Raw genomic sequence first — 19,111 nt, forward strand, 5'->3', positions numbered from 1 at the left:
TCTTAATAATTATATACTTTATGCATAACATAATCCATATATTATTTAATAATTTCTTAAGCTATGCTAAATATTATTTACTCGTTATTCAAGTAATACTTCAAAGTTTAGATACATTTTTATATTTAAACTTCTTTTCATATATTTATCCCACTAAGCTTACTTACTAAAATTTTATAACCACAAAAAACATTACATAACAATACTATTATTAACAAAGTTATACATAATGTTATATTTACTTTATTACTTAATAATGCTAAAATTTTATAATAGGAAGGAGACGTGAAAAATGTCTAGAGTAGAAAAAAATAATAAAAAGAAGAAAACAAAATCTCTATTTTTTAAAATATCTATAACTATTATTTCTATTATTGCTTTGTTAATAGCCATAGGAATAGGAACATTCTATTCTATTTTCAATAAAATTGATAACGTTGCTTTAAATAAGGAAAACTTAGGTGTAACATCAAAAGAAGAACTAGAAGTTTATGATAATTATAAAAAAATTAAGAATATAGCACTGTTTGGAATAGACTCTGCCGATGGAGTTGGTAGGTCAGACTCTATGATGATAGCTACAGTTGACTCTGTTCATGATAAGTTAAAGATTACGTCATTAATGAGAGATTCATATGTAAATATCGAAGGATATGGCTATGATAAATTAAATCATGCTTATGCCTTTGGTGGTCCTGAACTTTCAATAAAGACAATAAATCAAACATTTGGTTTAAATATTGAAGATTTTGTAACAGTTGACTTTGCTAGTTTACCTAGAATAATTGATATTTTGGGAGGATTAGAATTAGATATTACCTCAGAAGAATTAGAATATATTAATGGATATATAGACGATATAAATTCAAAAGACGGCACTTATTCTCCTCATATAACTTATGCTGGACCTCAATTAGTAGATGGAGTTCAAGCTTTAGCATATTCAAGAATAAGATATACAACTGGTGGAGATTATGAAAGAACTAGAAGACATAGAACTGTATTAGAAGGCTTATTTAACAAAGCTCTTACAGTATCACCAACTCAATATCCAACAATAATAAATGAAATATTACCTTATGTTAAAACAAACTTAGGTGCTACTGATATACTTTCATTAGCTACCAAGGTTGCTACTATGGGTGGAGGAACTTTAGAACAGGATAGATTTCCTAGAGATGGCTATGGGCAAGGTGAAATGATTGATGGCGTTTATTACTTAGTATTTGATGAAGCTGCTACAAAACAACAAATAATGGATTATATATTTGATGATAAATAATACAATAAAAAAGAGGCTATAAAAACTTTGTGTATCTGAAAATTCTTGCTAGGAATAATTAACAATATTCTGATTTATATTGTATCTTCTATCTACGTATATATTCACCAATTAAGGTGAATATATACGTAGATAGAAGATAGATTTTTAAAGAACTTTAACAGAGAGTAGTCTTTGTTAAAGTTTTTTTATACTCCTTTTCAAAACGCATCAGAGAATATTATTTTTAATTCATTGACAACTAAATCCCAGTTTGCATAACTTCTAATTCATTTAGAATTAACTCTCTCATTAGATAAATATAACATTTTTAACAAACTCTCATCAGTAGGAAATATTAGTTTATTCTCGGTAAATTTTCTAAATTGACTATTCAAACTTTCGACAACATTAATTATATAAATTATTTTTCTTATATGTGTGGAGAATAAAAAAAGCACTTAAATTATTAAACTATACCCTGTAAGATAGACAATAAAAAAAATCCTACCTTATAGGGTACTTTTATGTATAATAGAATAAATAAGTTTAAGAGGTGATGCTTTGGGTAAGAAGCTATTTACAAATGAAGAAATTGAAATATTATCTAAAAATATATACGTAAAAAATTTACTAATAAAGGTATTACATACTCTAATTAATTTAAAAGATTATTTATAGTTGAAAATGAAAATTACCTAGACAAATAATTTGAAGAATGTGATTTGGTGATTTGGATATAAATATACTAGATATGGAAAGAGTGCATTCTTCAGCTAATAGATATCGCTCTGCATTTCGTAGAAATGGAGTATGACAGTTACAGGATAATAGAAAATTTAATACAGGACGACCTACTGAAAAAGAATTGTCATTACAAGAGAAATATGATAAGCTTCAGGCTAAAATAAAGTTTTTATAAGCAGAGAACGAATTCCTAAAAAAGCTAGAAAGGAGAGTGACAAAAAAAGATAAAATTATTAATTAACGAAAGATTTATCTTAATTAAATAATTTTCTAGTAGAAATGCATTTCTAAATAAGATTAGCTACTTATATGAGTTAGCTAGTGTTTCACGATCCGGATATTATAATTATTTCTCAAAGGCATCAATTTCTAACCATTGCAATCAACAAGAAAGAGATTTTAAGAGCTGCAAAAAAGGTTCTAGATAAATAAAAATAACATTACAAAATTTCTTTGGAATTAATTATAATTTAAAACAAATTAGGAGAATAATTAAAAATATGATATTGTTTGCCCTCATAGAAAAGCAAATCCACATAGAAGAATAATGAAAGCAACTAATGATCATAGAGTCTTACCTAATTTGCTAAATATACAACTTAAATAGGATACCCTTGCGAAGGTATTGTTAACTGATATAACATATCTATTTTATAAAAATGGCCAAAAGGCTTATTTGTTAACCATTCTATATGCTTCTATAAATGAAGTATTAGCATATAATCTTTCAAAAAGCTTACAAATAAATATAGTAATAAAAACAGTTGATAATCTGTTAGAGGCAATAGTGTATTTAAATAAAGCTGCCTATATTCACTCTGATCAAGGATCTCATTATACAAGTCCAATTTTCCAGAATAAACTTAAAGAAATAGGACAGTCTATGTCAAGACCAGCCCTGCAGGAATCATTTTGGCGCCATTTAAAAGATGAAAGAAATATTAAAGAGTGTGAAACTTTTTATGAATTAGTTAAAGAAATAGATGATTATATTGACTATCATAATAATTATAGATCTCAATGAAATTAAAAAAAGATGACTCCTGTCCAATACAGAAATCATCTTCTTAATATTACATAGGCTTTTTTAAACTGCCCCTGACAAATGGTACATATTATAATTAATTATGTAACATTTATGCAACAACTAGATTGTTGGATTAGATATCAATATCTCTAGCTTACCTATTATCTCATAATCTCCTAAGCTCGTAGGAATCAATATACTATCACCTTTATTTATACTCTCACTTCCATCTTTATAATTAATCTTACCTGTACCTTCAACACAAGTAATTATTGAAAATTCTTCTTTGCTACAAGTTTCAAAAACTTGATCTACTATACATTTATCTATTGTAAAATAATCATTTTTACATAAACTTGTATATTTATATCCATCAAATTCTTGATAATTTTCAACTAATCTTTCTGGCTTTAAATTAAAATCAATTATATCTAAAGATTTTTCTACATGAATTTCTCTAGGTCTTCCATAATCATATACTCTATATGTAATATCACTATTTTGCTGAATTTCAGCAATAACTAATCCTGAACATATAGCATGCACTAATCCACTATTAATTAGGAAAGCATCACCTTTTTTAACTTTAATTCTATTTAAACACCCTTCAACATTACCATTATTAATAGCCTCTTTAAATTCCTCTTTAGTACATCCATTAGTCCCTACAATTAATTCTGCATCTTCAGCAGCATCCACAACGTACCATGCTTCTGTCTTACCATATGAATTCTCAACTCTTCTTGCATATTCATCATTTGGATGTACTTGAACTGATAAATTTTCATTTGAGTTTATTAATTTAACTAATAAAGGAAATTCTCCATCTTTAATGCTATTTCCAAATATATCTTCGTTATAATCCTGAATAAGTTCATTAAAAGTCATGCCTTTCAATCTACCATTAGCAACAACTCCTGTTCCATTAGGATGACATGCAATATCCCATGTTTCACCTATATTACCTTCTGGTAAGTCACTCCTAAACTTTTCAAAATCACGACCTCCCCATACCTTTTCATAATATAAATTTGTAAATTTAAGTGGATACATATTATTCTTGCTCCTTACTAGTAAATAAAAATATATGTTATTTAAGGCTACATAAAAAACCTCATGTAGCCTTAAATTACAATTAATCTAATTTACTATTTATTATTTTCATAACATCTTCTTTAAAATTATTTAATCTTTCTACTGAATCAGTTATAGAACTTCCCACTACTGATAAGTAAACCTTCATCTTTGGTTCTGTACCTGATGGTCTTACAACAAACCATGAGTCATCTTCTAATATATATTTTAATACATTTGACTTTGGTAATCCTGTTTCTTCAGTTAATGTATAATCAAAAGCTTTAGCTACCTTAACTCCATTAACTTCTATAATTTTATCTTCTCTTAAAGAGTTTAAGCATTTTGCTATCTTTTCTTGTCCTTCTTTACCTTGAAGCTCTATTGATATTAACTCTTCTTGAGTAAAACCATACTCTTCGTATAATTTCATTAAAGCTTCATATAAAGTTAAACCTTCTTCTTTATAATAAAGAGCCATTTCTGTTATTAATGTAGCTGCAATTACAGCATCCTTATCTCTAACAAAAGTTCCTGATAAGTATCCGTAGCTTTCTTCAAGTCCAAATATAAATGAATTTGAATTTGTTTCTTCAAACTCTTTTATCTTTTCTCCAATATATTTAAATCCTGTTAATGTATCAATAAGCTCTGCTCCAAAGCTTTCAACTATCTTTCTAACACCTTCAGTCGTTACTATAGTCTTTATAACTGCAGCATTTTCAGGCAACTTGTCCATATCTTTTAAAGACTTTAAGATATAGTGAGCTAATAGCATCCCTGTTTGATTGCCTGTTAATACTCTATAGCCACCAGAATTTTCTTTTACAACAACACCTATTCTGTCACAGTCTGGATCTGTTCCAAATATTATATCTGGATTAATATCCTTTGCCATATCTAAAGCTATGTTGAATACGCTCTTTTCTTCTGGATTTGGATAAGATGCCGTTGGGAAGTTACCATCTGGTTTCTCTTGCTCTTTAACTATATTTAACTTTTTAAATCCTAATTCAGTTAAAGTTCTCTTTATTGGCATAAGCCCAGAACCATGAATTGGAGTATATATTATATTAAGTTCTTTTGCCTTTTCATCTATTAAGTCTTTCCTTAATATTAAAGACTTAACTTTATCAATATAAATTCTATCAATATCTTCACCAATATAAGTTAATAATCCATCTTCTAAAGCTTTTTCTTCAGCTATAGACTTCACATCATTAAATATATCTATATTATTAATATATCCAATAACTTCTTTAGCAGTTTCATCAGTTATTTGCCCACCATCTTCTCCATAAACCTTATAGCCATTATACTGTTTAGGATTATGAGATGCAGTTATAACTATTCCACCTTTGCACCCTAGCTCTCTTACAGTAAATGAGAGCATTGGGGTAGGTCTTAAATCTTCAAATAAATATACCTTTATATTATTAGCAGCAAAAGTTAAAGCTGTTGCCTTTGCAAACTCCTTAGACATATTTCTTGAATCATAAGCTATAGCCACTGATGGTGATTCAAAGCTAGCATTTAAATATTGAGCATATCCTTGAGTTGCTTTAGCAACAGTATATATATTCATTCTATTACTTCCAGCCCCTATTACTCCTCTAAGTCCACCTGTTCCAAAATCTAAATCCTTATAAAATCTATCTTCTATATCAAGTTCATCGTCAATTTTTAACAACTCCATCTTAGTTTCACTTTTAATTTTTATATAATTTAACCATAAATTATATTTATCTTTATACTTCATTTTAATCTCCTGTAAAACTTCTTTATATGTTATTTAAATTTAATACTATATCTATACACTCAATAAAATATTTTTATTTTTTCTTTAACTGAGTTACTATATCATCAAATGCTGTATTTTTCATTTTAATGTTAATAAGTAAATATATTATTCCCGCTGATAATACAGAAACTATTAAATTTAAAAAGACTCCTTTTATATATAATTTAATTATAACTAAACAAATAATCATAACTAAATTCGAAAAAATTATTGCAGACAAATCCTTTTTTTCAATTTTCACCTTAACAAACTTTAATGCATATCTTACTTGTATTATCATTACAATTAGTTCTGCTGTAACAGTTGCTAAAGCTGCACCATTCTCTCTATATATAGGTATTAAAATCATATTTAATGTGAAGTTTACTATTGATCCGGCAACTACAGATGCTAACAGTTTTTTTTCTTCACCAATAGGCATTAACACTTGTGTTCCAAATAAATTTCCAATAGCTAAAATAGGTATTAGCGGGCTTAATATCTGCATAGTTTTTATTGCTGGCATAAATTCAGCACCAAACATTATATTAACTATATTTTCTGATACAAATAACATACCTATACTTGCTGGAATTCCAGCAAATATTATTATTTTAAACACATTACTTACAATTTCATTAAACCTATCAACTTCATTATTTTCTATATAAAATGATAGTCTTGGTAATAATATTGTACTTATAGAGGTAACAACTGTAACTATTATTTTATTTATTTTTACAGCATTACTATAATATCCAACACTAACTTCATCAGCTAATATCCCACACATAGTTGTATCTAAGTTTATATATATATTTACAGAAACCTGTATTGATAGTAGTACTAATATTGGTCTTATACGCTTTTTAATATTTAATCCTTTAAGTGTAAAACTAGTAAATCTCCTTATGTTTACCATATTTATTAAGTTATTACCACTTATAGCTATAATATTAATTAATGCATATTTAATATAATCCTCTCTTGTTCTAACAAAAATAAATAATATTATAATTGAAATTGACTTTATTATCACACTTCTAATGGTTATGTATTTATACTCTTCTAATCCTTGATAAAACCAATCTAAGTTGAAAATATTAAGGAATAAATTTATACCTACTGTTAAAAATAATAATTTTTCTTTTGAAAAGTAAACTAAGTTACTTACCATTAGGTAATAAGAAACTATACATAATATAGTAGATAAAAAATTGACAATAAATATCTCACTAAAAGCTTGAGATAGTTTTTTTCTATCTTTTCTTACTTTTGCAATTTCTCTAACTCCATATAGTGGTATTCCTAGTGATGCTATAATTAAAAAATAATTTACTATAGAATTAGAAAAGTTAACTTTACCAATTCCTTCAGCTCCTATTATTCTTGATACATATGGTAATGTTATTATTGGAAATAATAAATTTAATACTGTAAACATAGTATTATACAAAAAATTTTTAAACATATTTTTCTCTTTGGCCATTTTATTCTCCTACTATAACTTTAATTTTAATTTAAATTACTTAAAAAGCTTTCAAATTTTTCAAATGAATTTATCCATTTAAACTTTTTGGCTAGCTCATAACCATTGTCTTGAATCTTTTTTAACTTTTCATTATCATTTAACAAGCCTTCAATTTTAAATTTCATATCTTTATAATTACAGTTTTCTATTAATAAAGAATTTAAATTATCTGTAGCAATCTCCTTTAAACAGCCAACATTATTTCCAACCACAGCGCACTTGTTAGCCATAGCCTCCATAACAGGTAATCCCCAAGCTTCATGTTTACTCGGAAATACATATATGTCGCTTTCTCTATACAAACTTAATAGTTTTTCTCTTGATGGATTTTCATAAAATTCAAATTGATTTGGAATATTAAAACCATACTTAAATCCAAACAATTTAATATTTACATTATATTTTTCTTTAATTTGCTTTAATATCTCTATACCTTCAATTGAACCCTTATTTTCAGCCTCATTATAAAGCATTAATATATTTTTAGTAGAGTTGGTAACTTTTTCTCCTAACAAGAATTCATTTTCATCTAATCCATTATAAATAATTGTAGAATCAGCATTAAACTTCTCTTTAATTAAATCTTGTAATGTTTTGGTAATAACAATTCTATTTAGAGGTAAATTAAAGGTACTATCTACTTCATTAGGATCTCCACTCCATATTTCATAATCTTGTATTAAATAAACCTTTTCTCCCTTAGATTTATCTAATTTACTCACGTCTACGGCTGTCGGCCAAGCTGTTGCAATAACTCTATCAGCATTCCTTAAAAATAAATTATTAATTTTCGGAATTAACTTTATTGTAAAGTTGCAATTAAACCATTCAACTTTACTTCTTCTTTTTATTGTATTTATTAAACTCATCTTTAATCGTTTTATATTATTATGATTAAACTTATATGCTACCATTGGTACATAAACGCACACATCATATCCTTTTTTACTTAAATAGTTTGCATATAAAAATATTACTCTTATTCCCCCTGTTAAATAAGTGAATGGAATTATTATATTTATCTTCATATTAAAACCTCTTAACTATATTTATTATAGTGTTTTTTGAACTTACTAATATAAGTCATATTAAAGTATCTAAGAGGATTTAAAGACAAATATAATAATTAAATTTATTTTTAAATATAAAAAATCTTAACTTCACATATATTTAAATAAAATTAATTAATTATAGAGCTTCAAATCCTCTCATTTAAAAATTCTCTATATTTTTATTTATACATTTCACTATAGTAATTCATATACTCTCCAGATGTTACATTATTCATCCATTCTTGATTATCTAAGTACCATTTAATAGTCTTTTTAATTCCAACTTCAAATGTAGTTTCTGGATACCATCCTAATTCTTCTTTGATCTTAGTTGGATCTATTCCGTATCTTCTGTCATGACCTTTTCTATCTTCTACATACTTAATTAAATTCTCAGTAACTTCTTTATCTACATTTTCATTTAAATATCCAATTACAGTCTTAACTATTGTTATATTAGTTCTTTCATTATGGCCACCAACATTATAAACCTCACCTATTCTACCATTGTTAATAACCATATCTATAGCCTTAGCATGGTCCTCTACGAATAACCAGTCTCTTATATTCATTCCATCACCGTATACTGGTAATTCCTTATGGGATAAACAGTTATTAATTAATAATGGTATTAGCTTTTCTGGGAATTGGAATGGTCCATAGTTATTTGAACATCTTGTTATATTAATTGGCATTTTATATGTATCATGGTAAGCCTTAACCATCAAATCTGATGCAGCTTTACTTGATGAATACGGACTATGAGGATCTAATGGAGTAGTTTCCATGAAGTACCCTGTTTCTCCTAATGAACCATAAACTTCATCAGTTGATACGTGTAAGAACTTAACTCCTTCTTTCCAAGTCCCATCTTCATTTTCCCATGCATTCTTAGCACAATTTAAAAGATTAACAGTTCCCATAACATTTGTCTTAGCAAATACTTCTGGTTCTCTTATACTTCTATCAACATGTGACTCTGCTGCAAAGTGAGCAACATAATCTATTTCATATTTTTCAAAAAGTTCAGCTACTAATTTTGAATCACATATATCTCCTTGAACAAATATATGTCTCTCATCATTTTCAATTGATCTAAAATTTTCTAAATTTCCTGCATAAGTTAATTTATCTAAATTAATTACTCTTATATCATTATATTTATTTAACATATATAAAATGAAGTTAGATCCTATAAATCCTGCTCCACCTGTAACTAAATAAGTTTTCATTATTAAACCCCTTTACTAAATAAATTCTACTTTTCTACGTTATTCATAAATGATTGTAAAGCCTCTTTCCAATCTCTCATTTCATCACCTATAGTGCATCTAAGCATCATATTATCTAGAGATGAATATTCTGGCCTTTTTGCTGCACTTGGATTCATCACTTTATACTCTTCAGATGTACAAGGATTAACTTTACACTTTCTATCCGCTAATTCCATTATTTCACTTGCAAAATCATACCAGCTACATTCACCTTTTCCAGTACAGTGATATATGCCATACTCTTCAGTTTCTATAAGTTTTAATATATGATATGCCAAGTCATTTGCATGAGTTGGATTTCCAAGTTGATCATTTACTACACTTATTTCATCCTTCACATTTCCTAGCTTCATCATTGTATATACAAAGTTATGTCCTACATATCCATAAAGCCATGCAGTTCTTACTATATAATATTTTGAAGAGAATTCCCTAACATATTCTTCCCCTAAAAGCTTAGTCTTTCCATAAACACTATAAGGTGCAGTTAATTCAAACTCTGTAAGGGGTGTATCTCCTACTCCACTAAATACATAGTCTGTAGAAACTTGTACTAATTTCGCTCCTATTTCTTCTGCAACTATCGCTAAATTTCTAGCACCTATTGCATTAATTCTAAAGGCTAAATCTTGATTACTTTCACAACCATCAACATTTGTTGCTGCTGCACAGTTTATAACTACATCTGGTTTAATCTCTGATAAAACTATCTTTACTTGTTGTAAATTAGTTATATCTAATCTATCTACATCTAAAGCAAATACTTCAGAAGTTTTTATTTCATTTGATACTTCTCCAATTTCAGCACTACCTGTTGCTATAATTCTTTGAAGCTCATTTCCTAATTGACCATTTGATCCTGTAATTAATATCTTCATAGCTAATACCTACCCCTCATACACAAAAGGTAAATCTAATTCTCTAAATTTTCTTTGCCTTTTATCCTTTTCTGATAATAATATTTCTTCAAGACCTTCAATAGGCCATTCTACTTTTATATCCTCATCATTCCATAAAAGTCCACCGTCATGCTCTGGAGAATAGAAATCTGTACATTTATAGTTAAATGTAGCAACTTCAGATAATACTAGAAAACCATGTGCAAATCCTTCTGGAACATAAAACTGTCTCTTATTTTCCGAACTTAAGTAAACACCTTCCCATTGTCCGTATGTTGGCGATCCCTTTCTTAAATCAACAGCTACATCCCATACTTCACCTTCAGTACATCTTACAAGCTTACCTTGAGTATGTTGAGTTTGGAAATGTAGTCCTCTTAATACACCCCTTTTAGATCTTGACTCATTATCTTGAACAAAAGTCATAGTTAATCCTACTTTATCAAAGGCTTGTTTATTATAACTTTCCATAAAATAACCTCTATTATCCCCAAAAATCTTTGGTTCAATTATATAAAGATCTGGTATTTTTGTTTCAATAAATTTAAAGTTTCCTACTTCCATCACTCTACTCCTCAATAACTTCCATTAAATATTTTCCGTATCCTGTTTTCATTAATGGTCCAGCTAATTCTCTAACTTGCTCTCTAGAAATCCATCCTTTTCTATAAGCAATTTCCTCTAAACAAGCAATATATGTACCTTGAGTAGTTTGAACTGCCTCAACAAAGTTTGATGCTTTAAGCATTGAATCATGTGTTCCTGTATCAAGCCAAGCCATTCCTCTACCTAATAAATTTACTGTTAAGCTTTCTTCCTCCATATATACTTTGTTTAAATCTGTTATTTCTAGCTCTCCTCTAACAGATGGTTTTAAGGCTTTAGCCTTTTCTACGACTGAATTATCATAAAAATAAAGTCCTGGTACAGCATATTTAGATTTTGGATGTTCCGGTTTTTCTTCTAATGAAGTCACTCTTCCATTTTCATCAAATCCAACTACTCCAAAAGCTCTAGGGTCCTGTACATAATATCCAAATACCTGTGCTCCTCTCCCTAATGAAGCTGCTTCTTTTAAATGCGAACTAAAGTTTTGTCCATAAAAAATATTATCTCCTAAAATCATAGCTACACTATCGCTACCTATGAATTCTTCTCCAATAATAAATGCTTCTGCTAAACCGTTCGGTTGCTCTTGTATAGCATACTCTATATTTAAACCAAACTCTGAACCATCTTTAAATAACTCCTTAAAATTAACTATATCTCTTGGCGTTGATATTATTAATATCTCCTTTATTCCAGCTAACATTAGTACTGATATTGGATAATATATCATCGGTTTGTCGTATATGGGTACCATTTGTTTTGACATTGCCTTTGTTACTGGATAAAGCCTTGTACCTGAGCCTCCAGCTAAAACTATTCCCTTCATTCACTCACCTCATTTTTTATACAATATTTATTTAAACTACTTTTTTTACAAAAGGAATCTTTTTCATTATTGATATTATAATTAAGCATATACTTAATACAACTAAGTAAATTATAATTAATCCGTAAAATTTAGGAATTCTATCAATACTTATATTAAATTTAATTAATATATCGATTATTATTGGATGTAAAAAATAAATTCCTACTGTATATCCATTTAAAAATATTATTAATTTCTTTAATATACTATTATCAGCAAATCTTATCTTATTTATAAAAATAAATATTCCAATGCTCATAATTAAAATAAAAGCACTGTTTCCACTATAAAAGAACTGATCAACACCACCACTATCAAGATATATACTTTTATAAACCAAAATAACAGAGCCTACATATCCAATAACAAAAATTATTCCTGATTTAATCAAGTTTATCCTCTCAACTACATAAGTTTTAAGATAATATCCTAATAGAAAATATCCTATATTTCCAACAAAAAACATATTTTTAATAGCGATATTAAAATCAAATGAAAACTGCATTGTAGGAATTATATTATTAAATACTCCCCATAACACCAGAATAAATAAAAGTTCTTTTTCATTTAATGCTACTATGATTTTCCTCATAATAGGCACTAAAATATATATAGAAATTAAATCATAATAAAACCATAAATGAAAATATACTTGATTTTGAATAATTTCAATAAGAGAATTCTTTAATGATATTTGAGTCAAATCTCCTGCATTTTTATAAACTATTAACACAAAAGACCATATAATAAATGGAATTAATATATTTAAAAATCTATTTTTATAAAATTTAATTGGATCTTCTATCTTGGTCAGTAATAAAGCACCACTTACCATAAAAAAAATTGGCACAGCAAACCTTGATAAAACATTTAATAAATTAGCTCCCCACCATACCTCTTTACCATATAAATAATAATTAGATACTAAAGGTTGAGAGATATGTAGCATTACAACTAATAATGCACTTATTACTCTTAACATACATATATTATAATTTAATTTTTTTGTCATTATTACCCCTAAAACTTAATTCAAAGAATTTCACATAATATTCCTTTATTTTTACTCTTTATTAAAATCTATCACTTTTCCCACTTACTGAATCTTTATAATCTGAAATTCCTCTTTTTGTTTCTTCTACTATATAATCTTGTTTTTTTATTTTGTTTATAATACTTTTTATTATTGTCGTAGTATAAAAATAACTCATAGCTATTATATTCCTTTTATTAAACTTCTTGTTAAATATCAATCTATTTCTTGTCATATAGTATATATATAGTGGCGATTTTGTTCCACCTGTCGATGCACTTACCCTATGATACATAACAGCTTTTGGTTCATAAATTATCTTAAATCCAGCTCGTCTTATTCTTACACAATAATCTGTGTCTTCATAATATAAAAAATACTCATCTGATAAAAATCCTATTGTTTTAAATACATTATTAGGTATTAGTATACAACAACCTGTTGCAAAATCTATCTCACACTTTTTATTTACAGCATAAGAATCCTCTTCTCCCATTCCATACTGTATTGTAATTCCCTTATTCCAATCTATTTTACCACCTGCAGACCAAATGATATTCTTATTAGAATAGTAATATATCTTAGGTGAAACTATATATTTTTTATCTTCTGACGCATTTACCATTGTAGTTATCATATCTTTGTTTATTATCGTATCATTGTTTAATAATAATATATAATCACAGTTATTCTTTATTGCTAATTCAATGCCCACATTGTTAGCAAAAGAAAACCCTAAGTTTTCTTCTAACTCGATTAATTTTATCTTATTACTATATTTTTGTTTAAGAACATCAACAGAATTATCTGACGAATTATTGTCTACTATAATTATTTCATAATTTTTATAATCACTATTAAAGATTGATTCTAAACAATCATCATTAAACTTTTCTCCATTGTAGTTTACTAATACTATTCCTATTTTGTCTTCATTAATAATTTTTATTTCTGAAGTATCAGTATATTTATCTTCAATTATTGAATATCTATTATTTACTATGTATTCACTTATTGCTAATACAATACTAAAGTAAAATCCTGGACCTGCTTCATAGATTACATGTCCTCCTAAAATTGATTGAACTAATACTAATAATATAGATGTTAAAATACTCCAAAGCATAAAGTCTCTTTTATTTTTAATAACAAATACTATTAATTTAGATAATCTTATAACAATAAATACTATTACTACAGTAGCAACTATAATTCCAGAGTAATACAATAGTCCATGGAAATCCATTTCTATAATCTTAAAGTCTGATTTACCACTCTCAATAATTTTATTAGCATTACTAAATCCTAATCCAAACAACATTAGAGGACTAATTATCCACCCTAACTTATCTATAAATTCATTAAGATAAAGAATTTGTAAGTTTCTATTATTTAGTAAGTATGCAAATATATTTTGATAATTTACTTTTTCATAATCTTGAATTAAAGCATTTATAAAGTTTAAAATATCTTTTCCTAAAAATAACACTAATATAATTAAACTTATACCGCTTACTAATAGTAATTTTTTCAAATACTTTTTCATATCAATTTTAGATATAAAATAAACTCCCATCAATACAATCATAAATAATGATGACAATACTCCAAATTTAGACCCTGTACATATGAGAGCATAAATATCTACTAAATATAGATAAAAGAACTTTTTCTCTTTTGATTGTATATATGTTGCAAAAACTATAGGTGTAATAATAGTCATAAATGAAACTACCATATTTATAGTTAAAAAATAACCTTTAAAGCCATTTCTAGCTACATCACCAATATACGATGTAAAACCTAATCCAAAATACTTAGCTAGGAGAATATTACAACTTATTATAATTGAGGAAAAGCTAATTACTTTAAGCAATTTTTCCATTTTTATACTCTTATTTTTTAACATATTTCTTATTGCATAGAAAGTAGAAATAAATAATAAAATCTTTAATACATATCCTAAATTACTTATTAATGAGTTATCTTCTTTAAATAAAAATAAATAAAATAATTCATTAATACCTAATATTGCAGCTAATATTCCTACCTTAAATATATCCTTAGTTTTTATAAACTGTTTTATAATAAATAATAATATTACTCCCCTAATAATCTGATTAATAGGAAATTCTATTTTTAAATAAATTTCATTAATTACATAAAAAATATCTATCAATGGATAAAGTAGTACTATGCTGTACATTATTTTATAATCACTCTTTTCAGACTCTAATCTCATTACAGTCCTCCCTTTATTCACTTAATATATTAATAAGTTGATTATTTACAGCACTTATTGAATACTTTTCTTCTATTAATTTCGTAGCACTTTGTCGTATTTTATTATATATATTTTCATCTTGAATTTTTTTAATTTTATTTATAAATTCATCTACCGTGTCTGCGATTAAAATATTATTATCATCTACAGCCTCAATACCTTCAGCACCTATGGTGGTAGATATTATTGGCATATTTTTCGCCATACATTCTAATATTTTCACCCTCATTCCTCCACCAATGAAAAGAGGTACTATACTAAAATCACATAATTCTATATATTCATTAATATCATCAACATATCCTGTAATTACAACATTACTATCTTCAAATTTTTTAATGCTGTCTGATGGATTTTTACCTACAATGTATAGTTTATATCCATAATTCTTAATATGATGCCATACATTTTCTAAAAACCACAAAACTCCCTGCTCATTAGGTAGCCAAGACATAGTTCCTAAAAATAATATATTTTTCTTTTCTGAGTTTATATTTTTCTTCTTGAAGTTCATCTCAACAGAAATAGGCAAAATAAAAGAATTTTCACCATTATACTCTTTACCTATTAAAAACTTCTTATCCTCCTCACTTAACAATACAACTTTCTTAAATTGGCTACACATCTTCTTTTCATATTTCTCAAGTTTTCTTGATTCATACTCTACATATACTTTTTTTAAGTAATTTGAACTTTCTTGTGCCATTCTTTTTAATATTAAATATTCACAATTATGCTGACTTAATACTGCTTGCAATAGATATTTTTCAGGAACAAATTGAGCTACTTGTAAGTGATCTACTAAAATACAATTATAATTATTTTCACCTAATAACATCTCAACTTTTTCACGATATCCATTATCACTAAATTTACCAACTATGAAAGGTATATTTTTAATAGTAGATGATAATACATTTCTTATTAATTTGCTCTTACTCTTACTATTTGTATATAACTTTTTAAAGACATATACATTGTTGCATATTTCTTTTAGCTCTTTAATACTATTAGTATTATCTTCTAACTCTGAAAAACAAACAACATCTATATTGTATTCTCCACTTAGTCCTTTAATCATATTATAAGTTCTTATCTTACCACCATTATCTAAAGGATAGGGTAATTCTGTTGTTAAAAATAACATTCTTTTCATTAATTACGACTCCCTTTTTTATAGTATTTAATAGTTATATTTATTATCTTTAAATCATCTACTATATACCTTTTAAACATTCTTTTAGGTTCTTTTATTAATCTATAAAACCATTCTAATCCTGAATTTTGCATCCACTTTGGTGCTCTATTAATATTTCCTGCCTCAAAATCAATACTTGCACCAATAGCCAGTGATATTGGCACATTAAATCTATCCTTATATTTATGTATAAACTTTTCTTGTTTTGGTGCTCCTAACCCAACTGCTAATATGTCTGGTTTTACATCATTTATCATTTTAATAATATTATTAACTTCTTCTTCATTTTTTTCAAATCCATAACTTGGGGAGTAGGTTCCAACAATACTTAATTCATTATATTTTTCAGTTAAATTCTCTGCTGCTTTTACTGCTACTCCTTCTGCAGCTCCTAATAAAAATACTTTATATGATTTTTTTGCAGCAAGTTCACATACTTTAGGAAACAAATCTGATCCTGAAACTTTTTCTTTTATATGATTTTTTTGCAATCTTGATATCCATATTAAAGGCATCCCATCTGTTAATATCAAATCTGCTTCTTTATAAACTTCTCTAAATTCTTTATCATTTTCTAATTTAACTATATGATCAACATTCGGCGTTACAACGTATGCAGACTTTTTCTCTTGTATTAGTAAATCAATTTTTTCTATAGCTTCATTCATAGTTAAATTATCTATTTCAGTATTAAGAAATTTCATTCTACTCATTTTATAATCCAACACTTTCTTTTATTTGCTTAATTTTATCTATATTAGATTTTTTGCCTATAACTATATTTTCATCAGTTTCAATTACATATATATCTTCAATATCACTAACTATTATTTTCTTTGTAGATGAAATAATTAAATTATTATTTGTATTTAATTGATTAACATCTCCAACTTCAATATTGCCATTACCATCCTTTTCTCTATATCTTTCCATAGAGTTCCAAGATCCAATATCATCCCAAGCTATATCGCTTGGCATAACATATATATCACTTGATTTCTCAAGCACTGCATAATCTATAGATATAGCCTCTGTATTTTTGTAATTATTATCTATAACTCTTTGTAGATTCTCTTCTCTGACATTTTCTATCGGCTGTAATGCTTCATATGTAGAAGTAGCATATTTCTTAAGTTGATTTAAGATATTATCTATCTTCCACATAAACATTCCACCATTCCATAGATAATTACCACTTAATAGATATTCTTTAGCCTTTTCTTTATTTGGCTTCTCAACAAATGAATCTACTTTAATAACCCTATTTTGATCTACTACAAAACTCTCATTTCCACATTTTATGTAACCATATCCTGTTTCTGCTCTATTTGCAGTCATTCCTAATGTTAATATAGCCTCATTATTATCATTTAAAAACTCTCTAGCAGCTTTAATTATTTCTCTAAATTTATCTTCTCTTCTAATTAGATGATCTGATGGTAATACCACCATAGAGGCATTTTTATAGTATCTATTTATAACTAATGCAGATAATGTAATGCATGGAGCTGTATTTCTTCCTTCTGGTTCAATTATAATATTTCTTTCTGGTAACTCTGGCAATTGTTCTTTTACTAACTCAACATATCTTTCCCCTGTACATACAAAAATCCTTTCCATTGGAATAATAGGTTTTATTCTATTAACAGTCATTTGTATCATAGTTTCTTTACCTATTAAATTTAAAAATTGTTTTGGTTTTTCTTCAGTTGAAAGCGGCCAAAATCTTGTCCCTTTTCCCCCAGCCATTATTAGTGCAGTTAACATATCATTATCCTCCTTAATAAGCATTTTTATCTCCAAATAATACAAAGAATGTTTTAAATATCAATTTTATGTCAAGCCAAAAGCTTCTTTCTCTTACATATTTAACATCAAGCTTCATCCAATCTTCAAATTCAATATTATTTCTCCCCATAACCTGCCAATAACAAGTTAATCCTGGTTTAACCTCTAATCTTTCTAACATCCACTCTTCAAATTGCTCAACTTCTTTAGGCAAGCTTGGTCTTGGCCCTACAAGGCTCATATCACCTTTTAGTACATTTACTAATTGAGCTAATTCATCTATACTAGTTTTTCTTATAAATTTGCCTACTTTAGTTATTCTAGGATCATCTTTAATTTTAAACATAGGTCCTGACATTTCATTTTGTGCTTCAAGCTTTTTCTTAAGTTCTTCTGCGTTTACAACCATGGATCTAAGCTTGTACATCTTAAATTCTTTACCGTCTAGCCCAACTCTAGTTTGAGAAAATACTACCGGTCCTTTAGATTCTAACTTTATTAATACGCTAACAATTAACAAAATTGGGCTCACTAATAATAATCCTACTACAGCTCCACAAATATCCATTAAACGTTTAAAAATTTTATAAAGCTTTCTTTCTTCCTTTCTAACAAATTCAACATCAGTTTTTACTGCTAAATTATCCATTTCCCCCTACCACCTATACTATTATTTTATGTTTACA

Annotated in this window: 15 protein-coding genes and 2 pseudogenes; 2 read left to right on the forward strand and 15 right to left on the reverse strand. The window is 27.0% G+C overall.

What is annotated here, in order from left to right:
• Positions 1-292 precede the first annotated feature (292 nt).
• Positions 293-1,282 carry an LCP family protein gene (locus H8S20_RS04050; RefSeq protein WP_186859328.1) on the forward strand — a complete coding sequence of 330 codons (990 nt, stop codon included), beginning with the start codon at positions 293-295 and terminating at the stop codon, positions 1,280-1,282.
• A gap of 200 nt (positions 1,283-1,482) precedes the next feature.
• On the opposite strand, the pseudogene H8S20_RS20400 reads toward H8S20_RS04050, so the two are convergent.
• Positions 1,483-1,716: pseudogene (locus tag H8S20_RS20400) on the reverse strand (transposase); the annotation flags it as partial.
• Positions 1,717-1,825: 109 nt separating this feature from the next.
• Here H8S20_RS20400 and H8S20_RS04060 point away from each other — a divergent pair.
• Positions 1,826-3,032 (forward strand): annotated as a pseudogene (locus tag H8S20_RS04060) (IS3 family transposase).
• A 123-nt stretch (positions 3,033-3,155) separates the two neighbouring features.
• On the opposite strand, the gene manA reads toward H8S20_RS04060, so the two are convergent.
• The 14 genes from manA to H8S20_RS04130 form a co-directional block, all read right to left on the reverse strand.
• Positions 3,156-4,088: a mannose-6-phosphate isomerase, class I gene (manA, locus tag H8S20_RS04065; RefSeq protein WP_186859330.1), complete on the reverse strand. Its 933-nt coding sequence runs from the start codon at positions 4,086-4,088 to the stop codon at positions 3,156-3,158.
• Positions 4,089-4,170: 82 nt separating this feature from the next.
• Positions 4,171-5,868, reverse strand: a complete 1,698-nt coding sequence (locus H8S20_RS04070; RefSeq protein WP_186859331.1) for a phospho-sugar mutase — start codon at positions 5,866-5,868, stop codon at positions 4,171-4,173.
• A 73-nt stretch (positions 5,869-5,941) separates the two neighbouring features.
• On the reverse strand, positions 5,942-7,378 hold the full coding sequence (locus H8S20_RS04075) for a flippase (protein ID WP_186859332.1): 1,437 nt from the start codon (positions 7,376-7,378) through the stop codon (positions 5,942-5,944).
• Positions 7,379-7,404: 26 nt separating this feature from the next.
• Positions 7,405-8,448, reverse strand: coding sequence for a glycosyltransferase family 4 protein (locus H8S20_RS04080; RefSeq protein WP_186859333.1), 1,044 nt, complete (start codon positions 8,446-8,448; stop codon positions 7,405-7,407).
• A 203-nt stretch (positions 8,449-8,651) separates the two neighbouring features.
• Positions 8,652-9,704 carry a dTDP-glucose 4,6-dehydratase gene (gene rfbB, locus H8S20_RS04085; protein WP_186859334.1) on the reverse strand — a complete coding sequence of 351 codons (1,053 nt, stop codon included), beginning with the start codon at positions 9,702-9,704 and terminating at the stop codon, positions 8,652-8,654.
• A 26-nt stretch (positions 9,705-9,730) separates the two neighbouring features.
• Positions 9,731-10,624, reverse strand: coding sequence for a dTDP-4-dehydrorhamnose reductase (gene rfbD / locus H8S20_RS04090; protein ID WP_186859335.1), 894 nt, complete (start codon positions 10,622-10,624; stop codon positions 9,731-9,733).
• Positions 10,625-10,633: 9 nt separating this feature from the next.
• Positions 10,634-11,209 (reverse strand): dTDP-4-dehydrorhamnose 3,5-epimerase, encoded by a 576-nt coding sequence (rfbC, locus tag H8S20_RS04095; RefSeq protein ID WP_186859336.1) that lies wholly within the window; start codon positions 11,207-11,209, stop codon positions 10,634-10,636.
• Between the two features lie 4 nt (positions 11,210-11,213).
• On the reverse strand, positions 11,214-12,080 hold the full coding sequence (rfbA, locus tag H8S20_RS04100; protein WP_186859337.1) for a glucose-1-phosphate thymidylyltransferase RfbA: 867 nt from the start codon (positions 12,078-12,080) through the stop codon (positions 11,214-11,216).
• A 31-nt stretch (positions 12,081-12,111) separates the two neighbouring features.
• Positions 12,112-13,104 carry an acyltransferase gene (locus H8S20_RS04105; protein WP_186859338.1) on the reverse strand — a complete coding sequence of 331 codons (993 nt, stop codon included), beginning with the start codon at positions 13,102-13,104 and terminating at the stop codon, positions 12,112-12,114.
• Between the two features lie 91 nt (positions 13,105-13,195).
• Positions 13,196-15,397 (reverse strand): glycosyltransferase, encoded by a 2,202-nt coding sequence (locus H8S20_RS04110; RefSeq protein WP_186859339.1) that lies wholly within the window; start codon positions 15,395-15,397, stop codon positions 13,196-13,198.
• Positions 15,398-15,410: 13 nt separating this feature from the next.
• Complete coding sequence (locus H8S20_RS04115) at positions 15,411-16,595, reverse strand: glycosyltransferase (RefSeq protein WP_186859340.1); 1,185 nt, start codon at positions 16,593-16,595, stop codon at positions 15,411-15,413.
• Positions 16,595-17,350, reverse strand: a complete 756-nt coding sequence (locus tag H8S20_RS04120; RefSeq protein WP_186859341.1) for a WecB/TagA/CpsF family glycosyltransferase — start codon at positions 17,348-17,350, stop codon at positions 16,595-16,597. The genes H8S20_RS04115 and H8S20_RS04120 overlap by 1 nt, the downstream gene beginning before the upstream one ends.
• 1 nt (position 17,351) lies before the next feature.
• Positions 17,352-18,404: a mannose-1-phosphate guanylyltransferase gene (locus H8S20_RS04125; protein WP_186859342.1), complete on the reverse strand. Its 1,053-nt coding sequence runs from the start codon at positions 18,402-18,404 to the stop codon at positions 17,352-17,354.
• Between the two features lie 13 nt (positions 18,405-18,417).
• Positions 18,418-19,074: a sugar transferase gene (locus H8S20_RS04130; RefSeq protein WP_186859343.1), complete on the reverse strand. Its 657-nt coding sequence runs from the start codon at positions 19,072-19,074 to the stop codon at positions 18,418-18,420.
• Positions 19,075-19,111: the final 37 nt, after the last annotated feature.

It is taken from the genome of Clostridium hominis (genome assembly GCF_014287825.1).
In the GTDB taxonomy this organism is placed as follows: Bacteria; Bacillota; Clostridia; order Clostridiales; family Clostridiaceae; genus Clostridium; species Clostridium hominis.

Coding starts and splice junctions, on each gene's coding strand:
- H8S20_RS04050 (WP_186859328.1), top strand. CDS start 293: ATGTCTAGAGTAGAAAAAAATAATAAAAAGAAGAAAACAAAATCTCTA.
- manA (WP_186859330.1), bottom strand. CDS start 4,088: ATGTATCCACTTAAATTTACAAATTTATATTATGAAAAGGTATGGGGA.
- H8S20_RS04070 (WP_186859331.1), bottom strand. CDS start 5,868: ATGAAGTATAAAGATAAATATAATTTATGGTTAAATTATATAAAAATT.
- H8S20_RS04075 (WP_186859332.1), bottom strand. CDS start 7,378: ATGGCCAAAGAGAAAAATATGTTTAAAAATTTTTTGTATAATACTATG.
- H8S20_RS04080 (WP_186859333.1), bottom strand. CDS start 8,448: ATGAAGATAAATATAATAATTCCATTCACTTATTTAACAGGGGGAATA.
- rfbB (WP_186859334.1), bottom strand. CDS start 9,704: ATGAAAACTTATTTAGTTACAGGTGGAGCAGGATTTATAGGATCTAAC.
- rfbD (WP_186859335.1), bottom strand. CDS start 10,624: ATGAAGATATTAATTACAGGATCAAATGGTCAATTAGGAAATGAGCTT.
- rfbC (WP_186859336.1), bottom strand. CDS start 11,209: ATGGAAGTAGGAAACTTTAAATTTATTGAAACAAAAATACCAGATCTT.
- rfbA (WP_186859337.1), bottom strand. CDS start 12,080: ATGAAGGGAATAGTTTTAGCTGGAGGCTCAGGTACAAGGCTTTATCCA.
- H8S20_RS04105 (WP_186859338.1), bottom strand. CDS start 13,104: ATGTTAAGAGTAATAAGTGCATTATTAGTTGTAATGCTACATATCTCT.
- H8S20_RS04110 (WP_186859339.1), bottom strand. CDS start 15,397: ATGAGATTAGAGTCTGAAAAGAGTGATTATAAAATAATGTACAGCATA.
- H8S20_RS04115 (WP_186859340.1), bottom strand. CDS start 16,595: ATGAAAAGAATGTTATTTTTAACAACAGAATTACCCTATCCTTTAGAT.
- H8S20_RS04120 (WP_186859341.1), bottom strand. CDS start 17,350: ATGAGTAGAATGAAATTTCTTAATACTGAAATAGATAATTTAACTATG.
- H8S20_RS04125 (WP_186859342.1), bottom strand. CDS start 18,404: ATGTTAACTGCACTAATAATGGCTGGGGGAAAAGGGACAAGATTTTGG.
- H8S20_RS04130 (WP_186859343.1), bottom strand. CDS start 19,074: ATGGATAATTTAGCAGTAAAAACTGATGTTGAATTTGTTAGAAAGGAA.